This window comes from Streptomyces sp. NBC_01294 (genome assembly GCF_035917235.1).
Taxonomy (GTDB): domain Bacteria; phylum Actinomycetota; class Actinomycetes; order Streptomycetales; family Streptomycetaceae; genus Streptomyces; species Streptomyces caledonius.
Genome location: NZ_CP108423.1, coordinates 533,968 through 550,186 on the forward strand (window position 1 = coordinate 533,968; position 16,219 = coordinate 550,186).

The 16,219-nt window shown below is 74.2% G+C and carries 18 protein-coding genes; 9 read left to right on the forward strand and 9 right to left on the reverse strand.

Going from position 1 to position 16,219, the window contains the following annotated elements; translation table 11 throughout:
- A complete protein-coding gene (locus OG534_RS02620; RefSeq protein WP_326586437.1) occupies nucleotides 1-975 on the reverse strand; it encodes an NAD-dependent epimerase/dehydratase family protein in 975 nt (324 codons plus the stop codon).
- A gap of 71 nt (nucleotides 976-1,046) precedes the next feature.
- Between OG534_RS02620 and OG534_RS02625 the strand changes: the two genes are divergently transcribed.
- Together OG534_RS02625 and OG534_RS02630 are read left to right on the forward strand one after the other, a co-directional pair.
- Nucleotides 1,047-1,961, forward strand: coding sequence for a LysR family transcriptional regulator (locus tag OG534_RS02625; protein WP_326586438.1), 915 nt, complete (start codon nucleotides 1,047-1,049; stop codon nucleotides 1,959-1,961).
- Nucleotides 1,958-3,520, forward strand: a complete 1,563-nt coding sequence (locus OG534_RS02630) for a hypothetical protein (RefSeq protein ID WP_326586439.1) — start codon at nucleotides 1,958-1,960, stop codon at nucleotides 3,518-3,520. The genes OG534_RS02625 and OG534_RS02630 overlap by 4 nt, the downstream gene beginning before the upstream one ends.
- Before the next feature lie 65 nt (nucleotides 3,521-3,585).
- Here OG534_RS02630 and OG534_RS02635 read toward each other — a convergent pair whose 3' ends face one another.
- Both OG534_RS02635 and OG534_RS02640 read right to left on the reverse strand, forming a co-directional pair.
- On the reverse strand, nucleotides 3,586-4,314 hold the full coding sequence (locus OG534_RS02635; protein ID WP_326593432.1) for a response regulator transcription factor: 729 nt from the start codon (nucleotides 4,312-4,314) through the stop codon (nucleotides 3,586-3,588).
- A 71-nt stretch (nucleotides 4,315-4,385) separates the two neighbouring features.
- The gene (locus OG534_RS02640) at nucleotides 4,386-5,276 is read right to left on the reverse strand and encodes a sensor histidine kinase (protein ID WP_326586440.1); all 891 of its coding nucleotides are present in this window, start codon (nucleotides 5,274-5,276) and stop codon (nucleotides 4,386-4,388) included.
- 133 nt (nucleotides 5,277-5,409) lie between these two features.
- Between OG534_RS02640 and OG534_RS02645 the strand changes: the two genes are divergently transcribed.
- The 3 genes from OG534_RS02645 to OG534_RS02655 all read left to right on the forward strand — a co-directional run bounded on the left by OG534_RS02645 (nucleotide 5,410) and on the right by OG534_RS02655 (nucleotide 10,013).
- The gene (locus tag OG534_RS02645; protein ID WP_326586441.1) at nucleotides 5,410-6,120 is read left to right on the forward strand and encodes an ABC transporter ATP-binding protein; all 711 of its coding nucleotides are present in this window, start codon (nucleotides 5,410-5,412) and stop codon (nucleotides 6,118-6,120) included.
- Nucleotides 6,117-8,426 (forward strand): FtsX-like permease family protein, encoded by a 2,310-nt coding sequence (locus tag OG534_RS02650; RefSeq protein ID WP_326586442.1) that lies wholly within the window; start codon nucleotides 6,117-6,119, stop codon nucleotides 8,424-8,426. The genes OG534_RS02645 and OG534_RS02650 overlap by 4 nt, the downstream gene beginning before the upstream one ends.
- Before the next feature lie 108 nt (nucleotides 8,427-8,534).
- Entirely contained in the window at nucleotides 8,535-10,013 is a 1,479-nt protein-coding gene (locus tag OG534_RS02655; RefSeq protein WP_326586443.1) for a condensation domain-containing protein, read from the forward strand.
- 49 nt (nucleotides 10,014-10,062) lie between these two features.
- Here OG534_RS02655 and OG534_RS02660 read toward each other — a convergent pair whose 3' ends face one another.
- The 3 genes from OG534_RS02660 to OG534_RS02670 all read right to left on the reverse strand — a co-directional run bounded on the left by OG534_RS02660 (nucleotide 10,063) and on the right by OG534_RS02670 (nucleotide 12,120).
- Nucleotides 10,063-11,292 (reverse strand): RNA polymerase sigma factor, encoded by a 1,230-nt coding sequence (locus tag OG534_RS02660; protein WP_326593434.1) that lies wholly within the window; start codon nucleotides 11,290-11,292, stop codon nucleotides 10,063-10,065.
- 68 nt (nucleotides 11,293-11,360) lie between these two features.
- Nucleotides 11,361-11,720 (reverse strand): YciI family protein, encoded by a 360-nt coding sequence (locus OG534_RS02665; RefSeq protein WP_326586444.1) that lies wholly within the window; start codon nucleotides 11,718-11,720, stop codon nucleotides 11,361-11,363.
- Between the two features lie 130 nt (nucleotides 11,721-11,850).
- Nucleotides 11,851-12,120 (reverse strand): hypothetical protein, encoded by a 270-nt coding sequence (locus OG534_RS02670; protein ID WP_326586445.1) that lies wholly within the window; start codon nucleotides 12,118-12,120, stop codon nucleotides 11,851-11,853.
- Between the two features lie 117 nt (nucleotides 12,121-12,237).
- Between OG534_RS02670 and OG534_RS02675 the strand changes: the two genes are divergently transcribed.
- On the forward strand, nucleotides 12,238-12,576 hold the full coding sequence (locus OG534_RS02675; RefSeq protein ID WP_326586446.1) for a thioredoxin family protein: 339 nt from the start codon (nucleotides 12,238-12,240) through the stop codon (nucleotides 12,574-12,576).
- A 48-nt stretch (nucleotides 12,577-12,624) separates the two neighbouring features.
- Here the strand turns inward: OG534_RS02675 and OG534_RS02680 are convergent, their stop codons facing one another.
- Complete coding sequence (locus OG534_RS02680) at nucleotides 12,625-13,641, reverse strand: BtrH N-terminal domain-containing protein (RefSeq protein WP_326586447.1); 1,017 nt, start codon at nucleotides 13,639-13,641, stop codon at nucleotides 12,625-12,627.
- Between the two features lie 118 nt (nucleotides 13,642-13,759).
- On the opposite strand from OG534_RS02680, the gene OG534_RS02685 reads away from it, so the two are divergent.
- Both OG534_RS02685 and OG534_RS02690 read left to right on the forward strand, forming a co-directional pair.
- Nucleotides 13,760-14,113 (forward strand): DUF1304 domain-containing protein, encoded by a 354-nt coding sequence (locus tag OG534_RS02685; RefSeq protein ID WP_326586449.1) that lies wholly within the window; start codon nucleotides 13,760-13,762, stop codon nucleotides 14,111-14,113.
- Between the two features lie 35 nt (nucleotides 14,114-14,148).
- Nucleotides 14,149-14,742: a TetR/AcrR family transcriptional regulator gene (locus OG534_RS02690; protein ID WP_326593435.1), complete on the forward strand. Its 594-nt coding sequence runs from the start codon at nucleotides 14,149-14,151 to the stop codon at nucleotides 14,740-14,742.
- 96 nt (nucleotides 14,743-14,838) lie between these two features.
- On the opposite strand, the gene OG534_RS02695 is transcribed toward OG534_RS02690, so the two are convergent.
- Entirely contained in the window at nucleotides 14,839-15,045 is a 207-nt protein-coding gene (locus tag OG534_RS02695) for a cold-shock protein (RefSeq protein ID WP_326586450.1), read from the reverse strand.
- Between the two features lie 215 nt (nucleotides 15,046-15,260).
- Nucleotides 15,261-15,629, reverse strand: coding sequence for an HGxxPAAW family protein (locus OG534_RS02700; protein WP_326586451.1), 369 nt, complete (start codon nucleotides 15,627-15,629; stop codon nucleotides 15,261-15,263).
- Nucleotides 15,630-15,721: 92 nt separating this feature from the next.
- Between OG534_RS02700 and OG534_RS02705 the strand changes: the two genes are divergently transcribed.
- Nucleotides 15,722-16,216: a MarR family transcriptional regulator gene (locus tag OG534_RS02705; RefSeq protein ID WP_326586452.1), complete on the forward strand. Its 495-nt coding sequence runs from the start codon at nucleotides 15,722-15,724 to the stop codon at nucleotides 16,214-16,216.
- Nucleotides 16,217-16,219: the final 3 nt, after the last annotated feature.

Sequence of the window (16,219 nt, forward strand, 5' to 3'; positions counted from 1 at the left end):
TCAGGCGGCGCGCCGGGTCTCGGCGATCGCCCCGGGCAGCCAGTCCGCGACCCGGCCGAACCCGAAGCCCAGGGCGGCGGCCCGGCCGTTGTCCATGGCGTAGGCACGGTCGAAGGAGAACGGCGAGGCGGCCTCGCCCTGTCCGACGAGCCGGTACCGCGGCCGCCGCCCGACCTGCCCGGCGACCGCCTCGCAGAGCGCGATGACGTCCGGCGCGCCGTGCGAGGCCGCGTTGACGGGCCCGGTGAAGCTCTGCTCCGCCGTCCAGTGCAGGAAGTCCGCCAGCTCCCGGTGGTGGATGAACGAGGTGGCGTACGGGGACTCGTGGACGGCGACCGGGGTGCCGGCGCCGATCCGCTCCACGTAGTGCGCCAGCCGCCCGGTGAACTCCGCCCGGCCGCCGCCGAGGACGTGCGCGCTCCGCACGGACACGTACGGGAAGGCGGGTTCGCGCAGGAAGACGGCCTCGGCCTGCCGCTTCCCCTCGGCATAGGCGTACGCCGGGCCGTGCGGGTGCGGGCCCGGCCCGGCGGGCGGCAGGCGCCGGGGGTCGAGATCCGCCTCGGTGACGGGGGCCGCGCGCCTGACGAGGGCCGCGCCCGTAACGGGGGCCGCGGCGGTGGTCGCGGCAGCGGACGGGGCGGCGGACGGCGCGGGGAGCGTCGCCGGGTCGTACACCTCCATCGTCGAGGTCATCACATAGCGCCCGGTCCGCCCGGTGAACACCCGCCGGGCGACGGCGGCCTGGAGCGGCGTGTAGCAGACCTGGTCGACGACCACGTCGAAGGCGCGCGGGCCCAGCGCCGCCCGCAGCCCTTCCTCGTCGTCCCGGTCCGCGACGAGGTGGCCCACGCCGGGCGGCGGCGCACTGGAGCCCCGGTTGAGGACCGTGACCTCGTGCCCCGCGTCGCGTACCCGGGTGACCAGGGTCTTTCCGAAATACCGGCTGCCGCCGATGACCAATATCCGCTTCATGCCCGCGACTCTGCCGCTGTAGGGTCCCCAGCGGAACTGACGGCCTGCTGAACGGGTGTTAAGGAAAACCGATGATCGATGTGCAGCGGCTGCGGGTCCTGCGGGCGGTGTCCCAGCACGGCAGCTTCAACAAGGCGGCCGCGGCCCTGCTGTTGACCCCGTCGGCCGTCTCCCAGCACATCGCGGTGCTGGAGCGCACGCTCGGCCACCCGGTCGCGGTGCGCAGCACCCGCGGGGTCACGCTCACCGAGCCCGGCCGGCTGCTGGTGGAGGCGGCGGAGGCCATCTCCGCCGAACTGGACCAGGTCCGCAGGGAGATCGACCGGCTGACCGAGGAGCGGCCGCGCCTGACGGTCGCCACCTTCACCAGTGGGGGCCGGCACCTGCTGCCCGCGGCGCTGTCCCGGTTCGTGGCCGCGCATCCGGAGGTGGAGCTGACGGTGCGGGAGGGCGAGCCGGAGGAAGCCGTCCCCATGGTGCGCGGCGGCGCGGCCGACCTCGCGCTGACCTACCACTTCGACGGGCCGGCGCCCGTGCGTCCGGGCGGGCGCCCGGGGCTCGACTGGATGCCCCTGATGGAGGATCCGCTGTGGCTGGTCCTGCCCCGCGGGCACCGCCTCGCCGGCCGGACCTCGGTGGACCTGGCCGAACTCGCAGCCGACCGCTGGGTGCTGGGCTGCCTCAAGACGGAGGCCTTCCTGCGCCGATACGCGGACCTCGCCGGCTTGGACCTCCGGGTGGCGGCCTCCACCACGGACTACTTCTTCGCGCAGACCCTGGTCGCGGCGGGCGTCGGCGTCTCCCTCGTCCCCCAGGTCGCACTGGCCGAGGCCCCGGCGCCGACCGTGGTCCGCGTCGAACCCCCGCGTCCCGCCCGGCACATCGGCCTGGTCCTGCCGCGCCGGCGCCGCGCGAACCCGTACGCCGCGGCGCTGGCCGAGGCCGTGACAGCCGCCGCCTCGACCCGGACCGGAGTCCGCCCGTGAACAGCCTCCTGTGCGGCCTCGCCGCCAACCCCGCGCTGCCGCCCGAGCTGGTCGACCGGCTGATCGCGCTGGCCGTGGCGACGCCCGGCCCGACCGACTTCTTCGACCCCTCCGACCATCTCGTCTCCACGCTGGTCAGGAACCTGGCCGAACGCGCCGACCTCGGCCCCGCCCAGGTGGCGGCCCTGGCCGCGCGCGACGAGGACACTGCCGTGCAGCTCGCCCGGCACGGGCACCTGACCGCCGCCGACGTCGACCCGGCGGTGTGGCCGGTCGTGGCCCTCGCTCTCCTCGACGAGGGCCGGGGCCTCCCGGAATGGGCCCGCCGGTTCGCCGCGGACGCCGACCCGTGCGTCCGGCTGAGGCTCGCCTCCTGCCCCGGGCTGCCCCCAGAGGTCGAAGCATCCCTGGCCGCCGACCCGGACGTCGGCGTGGCCGCCGAACTCGCGCTGGGGACGACCTCCGCGCCGGTGGCGGCCCGCCTCGCACGGCATCAGCACGCCGAGGTCCGTCGGGCGGTGGCCTACAACGAGGCCGTGCCGCCGGCCGCGCTGGCCGCGCTGATCACCGGCCACGGCGTGCCGCCGGCCCGGTCCTGCCTGGTCTGCGACAGCCGGGAGATCCCCTTCACCCATGATCCGTACTGCCCTGACGCCGACTGCGATCTGCCGTCCGGCGCCGAGTGCGACGGGACGCACGGCTCGACCGTCCACGCGACATGGCAACGGGCCCTGGAGAATCCGGTCACTCCCCCGGAGGCCGTGGTGGCCTTCGCGGACCATCCCTCGATGCTGCTGAGGTGGGCCCTGGCCGAGCGGACCGACCTGCCGCCGCACGCGTACGCACGCCTCGCCGAGGACCCCTCGCCCGGGGTACGGTCCACGCTCGCGCGGAACCCGGGCATCGGACCGGAGGTGATCCGCGTCCTGGCCGCCGACAGCGAGCACGGGATACGGCGCGCCGTGGCGCACCATCCCCACGTGACGCTCGACGTGTTGACGCAGCTGACCGCCACCACCCGCCTCGGCGCGGAGGCACTGCCCCGGTTCGCCTCCGCCCCTCCGGCGGAGCTCGCGGAGGCGGCCGGGTCGGCGCACGCGCCCCTGCGGATGGTCGTGGCACACCGGCACGATCTGCCGCCCGAGCTCCGCGACGCCCTGGCCGCCGATCCGGACGCCTCGGTGGTCAAGGCCGTCGCCCCGCACCCGGGGCTGACGCAGCAGCAGCTGCGGGCCATGGTCACGCGGCACGGCGTACAGGTCCTCGCGCGGGTCGCGGCCAACCCGGACGCGTCCGCGGGCCTGCTGGCGGAGTTGGCCCGGCACGATCCGCCGGTGCGGCGGGCGCTGCGGGAGATCGCCACGCACCCGAACGCGACCGCCGAGGCGCTCCTGCCCTGCCTGGCCGACAAGAGGGCGCGGATCCACGCCGCCGCCCATCCGGCGCTCCCCGCGGCGGTCGTCGTCGAGCTGCTCACCGACGACGACCCGCAGGTGGTCGAGGCGGCCGCCGGCAACCCCTCGCTGCCGCGCGCCGTGATGGCGGAGCTGGTGCCCTGACGGCCGGCGAGACGGGGAGCGGCGACGCCGGAGCCGCTGCTGCGGGGCACGGGCCTACGGACCGGTCACCCGCCCGGCTCCGGAGCACGTGCTGAACGAGCGCAAGGGCCGACCGAGCCCGGGGTCACCAGGCCCGTCTCGTAGGCGAGCACCACGGCCTGGGCCCGGTCGCGCAGGGACAGCTTCGCGAAGATGCGGGCCACGTGGGTCTTCACCGTGGCCTCGCTGAGCGTCAGGTCCCGGGCCAGTTCGGCGTTGGAGCGGCCGTGGCCCATCAGGGTCAGCACCTCGCGTTCGCGCGGGGTCAGGGCGGCCAGCTCCCGGTGGGTGCCGGCCGTCCGGGCTCGGTCCCGGTCGGCCGCGCCCGGTGCGCAGCGCTCCACCAGGCGACGGGTGATCGACGGGGAGAGCAGCGCGTCGCCCGTGCCGACCAGCCGGACGGCGGCGGCAAGGTGTGCGGGGGTGACGTCCTTGAGCAGGAAGCCGCTGGCCCCGGCGGCCAGGGCGGCGTACACGTACTGGTCGAGGTCGAAGGTGGTCAGCATGATCACCCGGCAGTACGGGGCTTCGGCGAGGATGCGCCGGGCGGCTTCCAGGCCGTCCATGTTCGGCATCCGGATGTCGAGCAGGACCACGTCCGGACGCAGCCGGCGCACCGCCGCGACCGCCTCCACCCCGTCGGCGGCCACACCGACCACGTCGATCCCGCGGGCCGTCAGGATCAGCCGGAAGCCTGTGCGGACCAGGTCCTGGTCGTCGGCGATGACCACCCGGGGCACCGGCGCGGCGGGCACGGGCTCGGCGGGCGCGGGCTCGGCGGGCGCGGGCTCGGGTCCGGGCCCCGGCCCCGGCCCGTCGGGCGTGCTCACGGCCGGTCCAGGGGGAGGCGGGCGCGCACCCGGTAGCCGCCGCCGAGGCGGCGGCGGGCATCGAGGTCACCTCCGTAGACGGCGACGCGTTCGCGCAGGCCGAGCAGTCCGCGGCCGGCGCCCTCGGCCTTCGGCCCGGTCCCGCCGCCGGCGGGCCGGGGTCCCGGCGCGCCTCCCGTCAGCACGCTCGGTCCGCCGTTGAGCACCTCCACGCGCAGCGCGTGTTCCGCGTACCGCACCGTCACCTCGGTCTTCCCTCCGTGTCCGTGTTTGAGCGCGTTGGTCAGCGCCTCCTGGATGATCCGGTACGCCGTGACGTCGATCCCGGCCGGGAGCGGGCGCGGGTCGCCGGACATCCGCACCTCCACCGGCAGGCCGGCGAAGGAGAACCGGTCGATCAGCGCGCTGAGCCTGGCGAGGCTCGGCTGCGGCGACAGCCGGGCGGCCACGGACCCGGTGCCGGCCCCACCCCCGCCCCCGTGCGGTGCGGACGGCTCGTACGGCTCGTCCGCGCCGTCCTGGGCGGGTGCGAGCAGGCCCAGCAGGTGCCGCAGTTCGGTCATGGTGTTCCGCCCGGCCTGCTCCACGGCGCCCATCGCCGCCGACGCCTCCTCCGGCATCGTGCCCAGCACCTCGCGGGCGGCCCCGGCCTGAACCACCATCAGGCTCACGTTGTGGCTGACGATGTCGTGGAGCTCGGCCGCGATCCTGGCCCGTTCGGCGTCGACGGCGGTACGGGCCGCGCTCTCGCGCTCCCGCTCCAGCAGCCAGCCGCGCTCCTCGATCGCCGCCCGGTGACCGCGCCGGGCGCGCAGCAGGGCCACGCCGAGCCCGCCGGCCGCGGCCGCGGACAGGCAGGCCGCGACGACGGCGATGATCAGCCCCACCCTCAACTCCCCATCCCGTGTGCCTCGGTGACATTCTGCCGGACGGGCTGCGTACATCCCCGGGATGACCTGCCCCGGCCTTTACATCCGGGGACTGACGCACCGTCCGCGGGCTCCACTTTAGGTTCGGACCATGACAACTGATCACGACAGTGCGCGGCAGGTCGTCGTACGACTGGACGGGGTGCACAAGGAGTACGGCGACGCGAAGGCCCTGGACGGCCTGTCCCTGGAGATCCGGGCGGGTGACGCAGTGGCCGTGATGGGCCCCTCCGGCTGCGGCAAGTCCACGCTGCTCAACATGGTGGCCGGGCTGGACCGGCCGACGGCGGGCACCGTCGAGGTGCAGGGCCAGGACCTGGGCCGGCTGAACGAGACCGGACTGGCGCTGTTCCGGCGCCGGCACATCGGCATGATCTTCCAGTTCTTCAACCTCATCGACGACCTGCCGGCCCTCGACAACGTGGCGCTGGCCGCCCAGTTGACCGGAACCCCCGCCCGGCAGGCGCGCCGCCGAGCCCTGGAGCTCCTCGACGAGCTCGGCGTCGCCGACCGCCGGAACAACTATCCGGCGACGCTGAGCGGCGGCGAGCGCCAACGCGTCGCCGTGGCACGGTCCTTGATGAACCGTCCGGCACTGCTGCTGGCGGACGAGCCGACCGGAGCCCTCGACAGCCGCTCGGGCGAACAGGTGATGGACCTGCTCATCGACCTCAACCAGATCGGCCAGACACTGCTGATCGTCACGCACGACCCGCACCTGGCCACCCGCTGCGCCAGTCGCCTGGTCGAGGTCGCCGACGGCCGGGTCGCCCGGCAGAGCGCACTGGAGGCGACCGCGTGAGCGCCGTGTGGCGGGCCTCGCGCGCGGCCGTGAAGCGCCGCAGGCTCCAGACCTTCGTCATCGGACTGGTCGTGCTCTGCTCGACCACGACCGTCCTGCTCGCACTGGGGCTGCTCGACGTCGCCACCAGCCCCTTCGACAAGGCGTACGCCGCCCAGCGCGGCCCGCACACCGTGGCAGCCTTCGACACGGCGAAAGCCTCGCCGGAGCAGCTGGCGCGGACCGCCGGGCGGGCCGGGGTGACGGCCGCCGCGGGGCCGTTCGGGCAGAGCGTCGTGGACGTCCCCGAGGGCTGGCTCTGGATGCCGGGCGGCTCCCTCACGGTGGTGGGCCGGGCGGACCCGGGCGGCCCGGTGGACCGCGTCGAGGTCCTGGAGGGCCGCTGGGCGTCCGCGCCCGGCGAGATCACGGTCGGCTGGCCCTCCGGCGGCTCCCCCGGTCCGGAACTGCTGGGAACCAGGCTGGAGGTCCCCGGATCCGCGCCGCTGACCGTCGTCGGTTTCGCGGCCGCCATGAGCAAGTCCGCGGACGCCTGGGTCGCGCCGGAGCAGATGGCCGCGATGCGTCCGGCCACCGCGCAGATGCTCTACCGCTTCGAGGACTCCTCCACCGACGCGCAGCTGGACTCCGCACTGGCGAGAGCGACCGCCGGGCTGCCCGAGGGCGCGCGGATCAGCGTGCACACCCACCTCGACCTGAGGAGCGCCTTCTCGTCCCTGGCCGACGCCTATGTCCCCTTCATGACACTCTTCGGTGTCCTCGGCCTCCTGGTCTCCGCCCTGATCGTCGGGAACGTCGTCAGCGGGGCGGTCGTCTCCGGGTACCGGCACATCGGCGTGCTCAAGGCCCTCGGTTTCACCCCGAACCAGGTGGTCGCCGTGTACCTGATGATGATGGCCGTGCCCGCGGTCGTCGGTTCCGCCCTCGGCACCCTGCTCGGCAACGCGCTGGCCGAGCCCATCCTCAGGGTCGCGTTCTCCGGCATCGAGACGGGACGGGCCGCCGTCGGCGGCGTCGGCGCGTGGGTGTCGGTCGTCTGCCTGCTGGGCATGCCCGCGCTCGTCCTGCTCACCGCGCTGGTCCCCGCGCTGCGGGCGCACCGGCTGTCGGCGGCCCGGGCGATCAGCGCGGGCAGCGCCCCCCGGACGGGCCGCGGGCTGCGTGTCCAGCGCGTCCTCGGCGGCAGCCGGCTGCCGCGCCCGGTCAGCATGGGCCTGGGCCGGCCGTTCGCCCGCCCCGGCCGCACGCTGCTGACCATGGCGGCCATCGTCCTCGGGGTCACCACGGTGACCCTGGCGACCGGGCTGACCAGCACGATGCTCGCGTTCAGCGAGGCCGGACGCGGGAGCGGCGGCGCCCTGGTCAGGGTGGAGGCCGGGGGGCCGGTCAACGGCCGGACCCCTCCCCTGCTCGGCGACCCCGAGATCGAGGAACGGCTGCGGTCCCTGCCCGGTGCGCCGCAGGTACGGGCCCGCGCACTGGCGCAGGTGACCCTCGTCGGGCAGAGCCGGCCCGCCTTCGCCGATTTCTACCGCGGGACCAGCGCCTCGTACGCCACTCAGCTCGCCAAGGGCCGGATGCCCGAGGCGGCCGGCGAGGTCATGGCCGGGCCGGCCTTTCTCACCCAGCACGGGCTGCGGCTCGGTGACCGGGTCACCCTCGCGCTGAACGGCAGGCAGACCTCCGCGACCATCGTGGGCGAGCTCATCGAGGGCAACGCGCGGGCCCTGGAGGCCTCCTGGGAGACCCTCCTGCCGCTGGTGCCGGACCCCCACGCGGTCGAGTACGAGGTGCGGCTGGCTCCCGGAGCCGACGCCCGGGCCTACGCCGAGGCGGCCGAGGCCGTCGACCCCGCGCTGCGCGCCTCGGTGTCGGACTCGGGGAACACCGCCACCACCACGGTCGTCACCTTCTCGTCGGTGTTCACCGTCCTGCTGAGCACCGTCGCGTCGCTCGGCGTCTTCAACACCGTCCTCCTGGGCATCCGCGAGCGCCGCCGGGACCTCGGCATGCTCAAGTCGATCGGGATGACCCCGCGGCAGGTCGTGGCGATGACCGTGACCTCGGTGGCGGGAGTGGGCGCGGCCGGCGGGCTGCTCGGCATCCCCCTCGGCGTCCTCGCGCACCGGCTGGTCGTGGACAACGTGGGGGTGGTCACCTTCCCGGAGTCGATGAAGAACGTCTGGGACGCGCCTCAGTTGACCGGCCTCCTGCTGGCCGGGGTCGCGATCGCCGTCCTCGGTGCGCTGGTTCCCGCCCGGTCAGCGGCCCGGATGACGATCGCGGCGGCCCTGCACACCGAGTAGGGGCCGCGGCCGGCGGCGCCCCCGGTCCGAATCGAGTGATTTCGTCACTTCCCCCGGCCGGGGGTCGTTAGGGCCTGGGGGTTGACTCGGGGGCGAAGGGATGACGGTATGCGGCAGTTTCCTCTGGAGATGCACCACGTGGCACCCGGCCGGGTGGTCGAGTGGCGGCTCAGGTCGACGGCGGCGGAGGCCGGCCCCACGGGTGACCCGGCGAGCAGGAAGGCGTCCTTCAACCAGGACAAGCACTTCAGCGTCGCCGAGGAGAGCCGGGCCGCCGACGACCCCGTCGCGTCCTGGGTCGCGGTCACCTTCGAAGTCTCCGGCCCGCTGGACGAACAGGCCCTGGCCCAGTCCCTGCTCTCCTTCGTCCGGCGGCACGAGGTCCTGCGGTGCGCGTTCCTCCGTCTGGCCGGGGAACTGTCCTGCGAGCCCTTCGACCCCGCCGAACTCGCCCTGGATCCCGAGCACGTGGGCACCTTCGCCACCTCCGACCTGCTGCGCGACTTCCTCGTCGAACGGTTCAAGCGGAGCATCGACACCCTCTCCTGGCCCCTGTTCACCATGGGCGCGGTGCTCCGCGAGGACTCCGCGACCGTCTACCTCGCCTTCGACCACATCGTGTGCGACGGCATGTCGATGCCGATCGTCGTCCGCGAGGTGATGACCGCCTACGAGTCCCTGTGCCGCGGCGAGGACGTCGAACTGCCGCCCGCCCCCAGCTACCTCGACTTCGCCGACGAGCAGCGCCGCCGCTACCTGTCGATCGACGCCGGTGACGAACGACTGGACTACTGGCGGTCGTTCATCGAACGGGCCGGCGAGTTCTTCCCCCGCTTCCCGCTCGACCTCGGTGTCGAGCCGGAGCGCATGTACCCGATCGTCAACGAGGCCTCCCTGCTGCTGGACGCCGCCGAGACGGAGGTGTTCGAGAAGACCTGCCTGGCGGTCGGCGGCAAGCCGTTCATGGGGGTGCTCGCCTCCGTCGCCGTGTGCCTGCGCGAGGCCGGCGGGCCGGGCGTCTACCGGGGCCTCATGCCGGTCAGCGAGCGCGGCCGGGGAGCCTGGACGGACTCGGTGGGCTGGTTCGTCAACACCATGCCCATCGAGTTCGACGCTTCGCCCGGCCGGGACTTCGCCCAGGTCATGGCCTCGGTCCGGGCCGGCTTCAGCGAGATGATCGGCCATGTCGACGTGCCGTTCGTCCGGGCGTGGGAGCTGCTGGCGCCCGCGGAGTTCGCCGCCCGCGCCTGGCCGTACCCGGTGAACTTCTTCTCGTACATCGACATGCGCAGGTGCCGGGGCGCCGAGCGGCACGACGACTGGCGGCCCGCGACCCACGTCTGGTCGGCGCGCGCCAACGGGGCCTGTTCGTGGTTCCAGCGGGATGCGGACGGGATGCACATGAACTCCCTCTACGTCGACACCCCGGCGGCCCGCCGGACGATGTGCGACTTCCAGGAGGCGCTGCGCCTGACGGTCCAGGACATCACCCGCTCCGGCGGTTTCCGCCGGCCCATCGCGCTGACCGCGCCGAGGCGGCCCGTACGGACCCCGCTGGACGTGGCCGCGTACGCGCGGCGCGGCTGACCCGGGCCGGGGCTCGGCGGCGGGCACGCACGCGGGGCACAAAGGCGGCTCAGAGGCGGGCCGCGCGCCGCAGGAGGAGAGTGCGTTCCTGCTCGTTGCGGGTGAGCGAGGCCGCGCGTTCGAACTCCGCGCGGGCCTCGCCGGGCCGGCCGAGCCGCTCCAGCAGATCTCCCCGTACGCTCGGCAGCAAGTGGTAGGAGCGCAGGGCCGGTTCCCGCATCAGGGCGTCGACCAGCGGCAGGGCCGCCTCGGGCCCCTCGGCCATCGAGACCGCGACCGCCCGGTTGAGTTCCACCACCGGTGACGGGACCAGCTGGACGAGCCGCCCGTAGAGGGCCGCGATCCTCGGCCAGTCCGTGTCCTCGTAGCGGACCGCCGCCGCGTGGCAGCCGGCGATCGCGGCCTGGACGGAGTACGGGCCGTTCCCGGCCTGGCGCAGGGCCCGGGCACCGCGGTCGATGAGCATGCGGTTCCACCGGGCCCGGTTCTGGTCGGCGAGCAGCACCGGTTCGCCGTCGGGGCCGGTGCGGGTGGCGATCCGGGACGCCTGGAACTCCAGCAGCGCGGCGAGGCCGTGCACCTCGGGCTCCTTGGGCATCAGGCCGGCCAGGACGCGGGCCAGGCGCAGGGCGTCCTCGCACAGGGCGGGGCGGACGAGGTCGTCCCCGGCGGTGGCCGAGTACCCCTCGTTGAAGACGAGGTAGATGACCTCCAGCACCGAGGAGAGCCGGGTCTCGCGGTCGGCGCCGTACGGGACCTCGAAGGGCACCCCGGCCTTGGCCAGGGCCCGCTTCGCCCGGACGATGCGCTGGGCGATGGTCGGCTCGGACGCGAGGAAGGCGCGGGCGATCTCCTGGGTCGTCAGTCCGCCCATCAGGCGCAGGGTCAGCGCGATCCGGGCGTCCGTGGCGAGGACGGGGTGGCAGGAGGTGAAGATCAGGCGCAGCAGGTCGTCGTCGATGTGCTCAGGGTCCGCGAGCTCGGCCGGTTCGGCGGGCGGCGGTACGTCCTCCAGGCTCCGGCCGACCTCCGCGAGCTTGCGCGCGTACGTCTCCTTGCGGCGGACGAGGTCGATCGCGCGGTGCTTGGCGGTGGCCGTGAGCCAGGCGCCCGGCCGGTCCGGGACGCCCGACTCGGGCCACTGTTCCAGCGCGGCGACGAGGGCGTCCTGGGCGATCTCCTCCGCGATGCCGACGTCCCGCACGATACGGGCGACACCGGCGATGATCCGCGCGGACTCGATCCTGAACACCGCTTCGACCGCCTGGGCCGCACTCACTGCCGTCACGGCCACCCATCAGAGCAGCCGTGACGATGCAGGGCAAACGCGGCGCGGGCGCGCGGGGATCACATTTCCTGGATCTCCCGGACCTCGGCGCTGACGTTCCACTCCGGCGGGTGGATCTCGAGGAACCGGCGGGTCCACTCGATGGCCTCGGCCTTGTCCTTGCACTGGCTCAGGGAGTAGCCGCCGACGACCTCCTTGGTCTCGGTGAAGGGACCGTCGGTGTAGCTGACCTTCCCGCCGGACCAGGTGAGCCGGGTGCCCTCGGAGGTGGGCAGCAGACCCGCCGTGTCGAGCATGACCCCGGCCTTGGTGATCTCCTCGTGCAGGGCGCCCATCCGCTGCTCGAAATCGGCCGGGAACGGGGTCTCGGGGGAGAGTTGCTGCTCGTTGATGCGGATCATCGTCAGGAAGCGCGGCATGGTGACTCCTCGGTCGGAGGGCGGGGACTCTCCCCGCCTCTCACCCCTGCGTCGAACGGGAGACGCCCGGATCGACGGCTCTCCGGAAATTCTTCGAAGAATTTCCGGAGGCGGCCACCCGGCGTCGCACTCAGCGGCTGTCGCCCGTCCAGTCCCAGTGGCCCGGGTCGCCCGCGCGACGGCGGTAGTGGGCGCGGCCGCCCGCTCCGTAGCGCCCTATCTCCGTGGGGAGCCTGGCCTCCTCGGCGAGCTGGGGCGCGCTCCAGCCGGTGATGTCCAGGAGGAGCCCGTCGAGCGGCCCGCCGACCAGCTCGCCGTAGACATGGCCCTGGCGCGGGCCGGGGTCGGGGTCCTCGTGGTCGGCGCCGTAGACCCGGCGCCGGAGCATCCTGTCGTCCATGCTGATCAGCTTCACAGGCACCACTGACAACGGGCCCGGCAGCCGTCGCCCCGTGCGGCGGCGATGATGGGGGCCGCCCTCCCTACCGAGGGGGCGCACGAGCGAGGAGCGACACGCATGGCACGTCGGGTGCACCAGCCACTGGAGAACCAGGAGTTCGACTTCATCCTCTCGATGACGACGGGGCCCGTTCTCGCGTACTTCTGCGGCACCTGGCCCAAGGCCGTCGAGGCGTGCCGCGCGATGGACGCGGTCGTCGGCGAACTGGCGCAGGAGTACGGGACGCGGTTCACCGCCGTCCGCACCGACATGACCCGGTGCCCCGAGCCGACGAAGCGCTACGGCGTGACGAGCGCGCCGACCGCCGTGCTCATCAAGGACGGCGAGGCGGTCGCGAGCCAGGCGGGGCCGATGACGCGCGAGGAGTTCCGGGCGTTCCTGGACGCCCACCTCTGAGGGTCCGCCCGCCCCTGAGGGTCCGCCCGGCTCGGGGGGCCGCCCGGCTCAGAGCAGGGTGACGGCCCGGCGTTCCAGGTCCAGGGAGCGGTCCACCAGGCCGGCGCACTCGTCGAACAGGGCCCGGCGCCCCGCGGTGTCCACGTCCGGGCCGGCGGCGCGCGCCAGCTCCGCGAGCCGGGACCAGTGCCCGGCCGACGCACGGAACAGGGCGGCCGCCTCCGGCCGCCCGACGAGGTCGAGGAAGTCCGCGTACAGCGGCCGGGTGGCGCCGGGCGCGGTCCACTCCTCCTCCAGGCACGCGTACAGCCGGCGGGTCCCCGCGAGGAAGGCCTCCGGGGCGCCGAAGCGGCGCTCCCAGCCGGTCTTGGTGCGGGTGTCGCGCAGCTGCGCGGCGAGCTTCTCCATCCCGGAGAAGCCGAAGTTGACGTCGAACTTGTTGCCCAGCACCGGTCCGGTGAGGCGGGCGGCGGTGGCGGCCAGGGCCCCCTCGACGTCGGGGGCGCCGGTGGCGGGGCCGGTGGGCACGATCATCTGGTGGCGGCCCTTGCGGTGCCCGGACCAGGCGGCGCCGAACTCCTGCGCGTCGATCCGGTACGGGGCGGGTGCCCCGTCCTCGACGTACAGGACGTCGCCGTCGTACCCGGCGAGGACCACGGTGTACGGATCGGCACCGGCCATCTCGGGAGTGTCCTCGTGCCACGGGAGCCCGGACCGGTCGACCGTGCAGAACACCGGCCGCCCCGCGTCGAGGGCGGCGTGCACCCGGTCCCAGCGGGGCTTGGAGCTGTGGGCCACCTCGTAGGGGACGCGGAGCCGGTCGAGGGCCGACCGCGCCCACGGGTCGGGGTGGGCCTGCGCCACGATCGTGAGCAGGGGCGGGTGGCCGGCGTACTCGAAGACGAAGTACATGAAGCCGATCCCGCCGGCGAGGCCCGCGACGAGTGCCTCGTCGTGCGTGCTGCCGAGGGCGTGCCGGACCAGGGAGCTCTCTCGGTGGCGCCCGGTGCCGAAGTCCGCGTAGAGGAGTCCGGCGGGCGTCGGCCGGGGTGAGTGCTCGGTCATCGGGCCAGCGTATCCGCGCCGTCCGACAGTCGGATTTCCTGTACAGTTGTCCAGGAAATCCCCGGTGACGTTCCCGGACAGCCCCCCGACCCCCGACCCCCGAGAAGTGGAGACGGCCATGCATGCGGTCGCTCAGATCCTGATCGGCCTCGTGGCCGCGCTGCACGTGTACTTCCTGGTCCTGGAGATGTTCCTGTGGCAGCGGCCGCCGGGCCGCGCCCTGTCCGGCTTCGACGCGGACACCGCCCGCCTCACCGCGCCGCTGGCCGCCAACCAGGGCCTCTACAACGGCTTCCTCGCCGCCGGCCTGGTCTGGGCGCTGGTCATCGACTCGCTCGCCACGCAGATCTTCTTCCTGGTCTGCGTGATCGTGGCCGGGGTGTACGGGGCGGCGACCGCCAACCGCCGGATCCTCGTCGCCCAGGCCCTGCCCGGCGCCCTGGCCCTCGGCGCGGCGCTGCTGGCCGCGTGAGCCCGCACGGACCGCGCGAGGAGGACCGGCGCGAGGTGAGCCAGGGCGGGAAGGACCCGCGTCCGGAGGACCCGCGCACGGCCCGGACCAAGGCACGGCTGCGCGAAAGCCTGCTGGCCGAGTGCGCGGGGCGGCCGCTCGCCGAGGTCAGCGTGTCGGCGGTGGTCCGCCGGGCGGGCGTCGGCCGCGCCACGTTCTACCTGCACTACGAGGACCTCACCGGGCTCGCCGTGGACGCGTGCGCGGATGTGGTGCACGCGGCGGTCGACGCCCTGCACGCCTGGCAGACCGGCCCCTCGCCGCTCCCCCCGGCGCGGCCCCCCGCCGCCCTGGCCGAGTTCCTGGCGGGCGCCGCCGGGCGCGCACCGCTCTACCGGACGCTGCTCCTGCCGGGCGGCGGCGGCCCGCTCGGCGACCGCCTCCACCGGGAGCTGCGCGCCCGCGCCCGCGCCGAGCGCGCGGCGGCGGGCGCCCCGCACCCGGAGCTCGTCGCCTCGGCCGTCGCCGCCGCCTTCACCGGCGTCCTCGCGGACTGGCTGCACGACGGCATCCCGGGGAGCCCGGACGCGCTGGCGGACCGCCTGTGGCTGCTTCTGCTGGCCCTCCACCGCGCCATCGCGCACCCGTAGACGGGGGCGGCGAAGACCCCGCCGGGCCCGGAACGCACGAAACCCCGCCGGACGCACCGGCGGGGCTCGTTTCACGGGCGTGGCTCGTGAAGCGGACTACCCGATGGGAACCACCCGCTCGGCCTGGGGGCCCTTGGGGCCTTGGGTGACCTGGTACTCGACGCGCGCGTTCTCGTCCAGCGACTTGAACCCGGTGCTCTCGATCGCGGAGAAGTGCACGAACACGTCAGGGCCGCCGTCGTCCTGCTGGATGAAGCCGAACCCCTTCTCCGAGTTGAACCACTTCACGATGCCTGTTGCCATCTGGCTGATCCTTCACAACGTTCCACTGCGGGCCGCACGCGCGGCCGTCTCGATCCTGCCCAACAGTCCCCCACAGCACACGCTGAACGCGGCCAACCGGGGCGCGGCGCGCATTCGAACTTGTGGCCGTGTTGTCCGCGAAACGGGGGAGCCGCTCCTCGCGGGGCCCTCCGAGAGTGCCCCCGAAGTGCTCCCGGAGGGTTTCCAGCCGCACGTCACCCGCCGACGTCCGCCGCGGGCAACGGGGTGGCGGACCGGGGCCCAGGGGCCGCCGCCACGGCCCGGCGCGGTCCGCCGACGCGGCAGCCCAGGCAGTCGGCGTGCCCCGTGCGGGCGAGGGCGTCCCGGGTCCGCCAGTCCCAGTCGGCTTCCGGACGGGGCCCGCTCGGCTTGCCCCAGCCGGCGAGGTGCAGCAGCCAGGTGACGATCCCCGCGGCGGCGACGACGCCGAGGCCGATCCAGATCCCGGGGGCCCAGGCCGCGCACACGGCGACGCCCGCTCCGGCGAAGCCCAGCAGGGCCACGGTGGTACCGGTCCAGCCGGCCACCGTGTGGCCGAGGTCGACGTGACCGTGCGCGCTCATGGTTCTCCCCGTTCGGACGTGCGGCAGTAGGCTCGACGAGAGGTTCCTTTTATCTCACGAGCTAAGTTACTTAGATGCTAAGGAGTATGTGCGTGGAGGGCAAGACCCGCCCCCCGGCCACGGCCGCGGAGGCGATGTCACGCATGGACCAGTACGTCGCCCTGGGCGTCGTCGGCCAGCAGGAGGTGGCGCAGCGGCTCGGCCTCAACGTCACGGATCTGACCTGTCTGGGGCACATTCTGGGAGCGGGCGACAGCCCCCTGGCCGCCGGTGAGCTCGCCGAGCTGGTGGACCTCACCACCGGCGCCGTCACCGGGGTGCTCAACCGCCTCGAACGCGCCGGCTACGCGCGGCGCCGGCCCGACCCGGCCGACCGGCGCCGGGTACGGGTGGTGGCGGAGCCCGCGGCCGCCGCCCGGGTCGTCGCGGTCTACCAGCCGTTCTACGACCGGCTCGGCGCCCTGTTCGCGGACTACACGCCCGACGAGATCGCCGTGATCGCCGACTGGTTCGAGCGCGCCGCGGTCGAGGTCAGGGCCCACTGCGCGCAGGTGCGGTCGGGAGAACTGGACACGGAGGTGCCTTAGCGC

Coding starts and splice junctions, on each gene's coding strand:
- OG534_RS02620 (WP_326586437.1), bottom strand. CDS start 975: ATGAAGCGGATATTGGTCATCGGCGGCAGCCGGTATTTCGGAAAGACC.
- OG534_RS02685 (WP_326586449.1), top strand. CDS start 13,760: ATGCATGCGGTCGCTCAGATCCTGATCGGCCTCGTGGCCGCGCTGCAC.
- OG534_RS02670 (WP_326586445.1), bottom strand. CDS start 12,120: ATGGACGACAGGATGCTCCGGCGCCGGGTCTACGGCGCCGACCACGAG.
- OG534_RS02665 (WP_326586444.1), bottom strand. CDS start 11,720: ATGCCGCGCTTCCTGACGATGATCCGCATCAACGAGCAGCAACTCTCC.
- OG534_RS02700 (WP_326586451.1), bottom strand. CDS start 15,629: ATGAGCGCGCACGGTCACGTCGACCTCGGCCACACGGTGGCCGGCTGG.
- OG534_RS02680 (WP_326586447.1), bottom strand. CDS start 13,641: ATGACCGAGCACTCACCCCGGCCGACGCCCGCCGGACTCCTCTACGCG.
- OG534_RS02645 (WP_326586441.1), top strand. CDS start 5,410: ATGACAACTGATCACGACAGTGCGCGGCAGGTCGTCGTACGACTGGAC.
- OG534_RS02655 (WP_326586443.1), top strand. CDS start 8,535: ATGCGGCAGTTTCCTCTGGAGATGCACCACGTGGCACCCGGCCGGGTG.
- OG534_RS02625 (WP_326586438.1), top strand. CDS start 1,047: ATGATCGATGTGCAGCGGCTGCGGGTCCTGCGGGCGGTGTCCCAGCAC.
- OG534_RS02675 (WP_326586446.1), top strand. CDS start 12,238: ATGGCACGTCGGGTGCACCAGCCACTGGAGAACCAGGAGTTCGACTTC.
- OG534_RS02695 (WP_326586450.1), bottom strand. CDS start 15,045: ATGGCAACAGGCATCGTGAAGTGGTTCAACTCGGAGAAGGGGTTCGGC.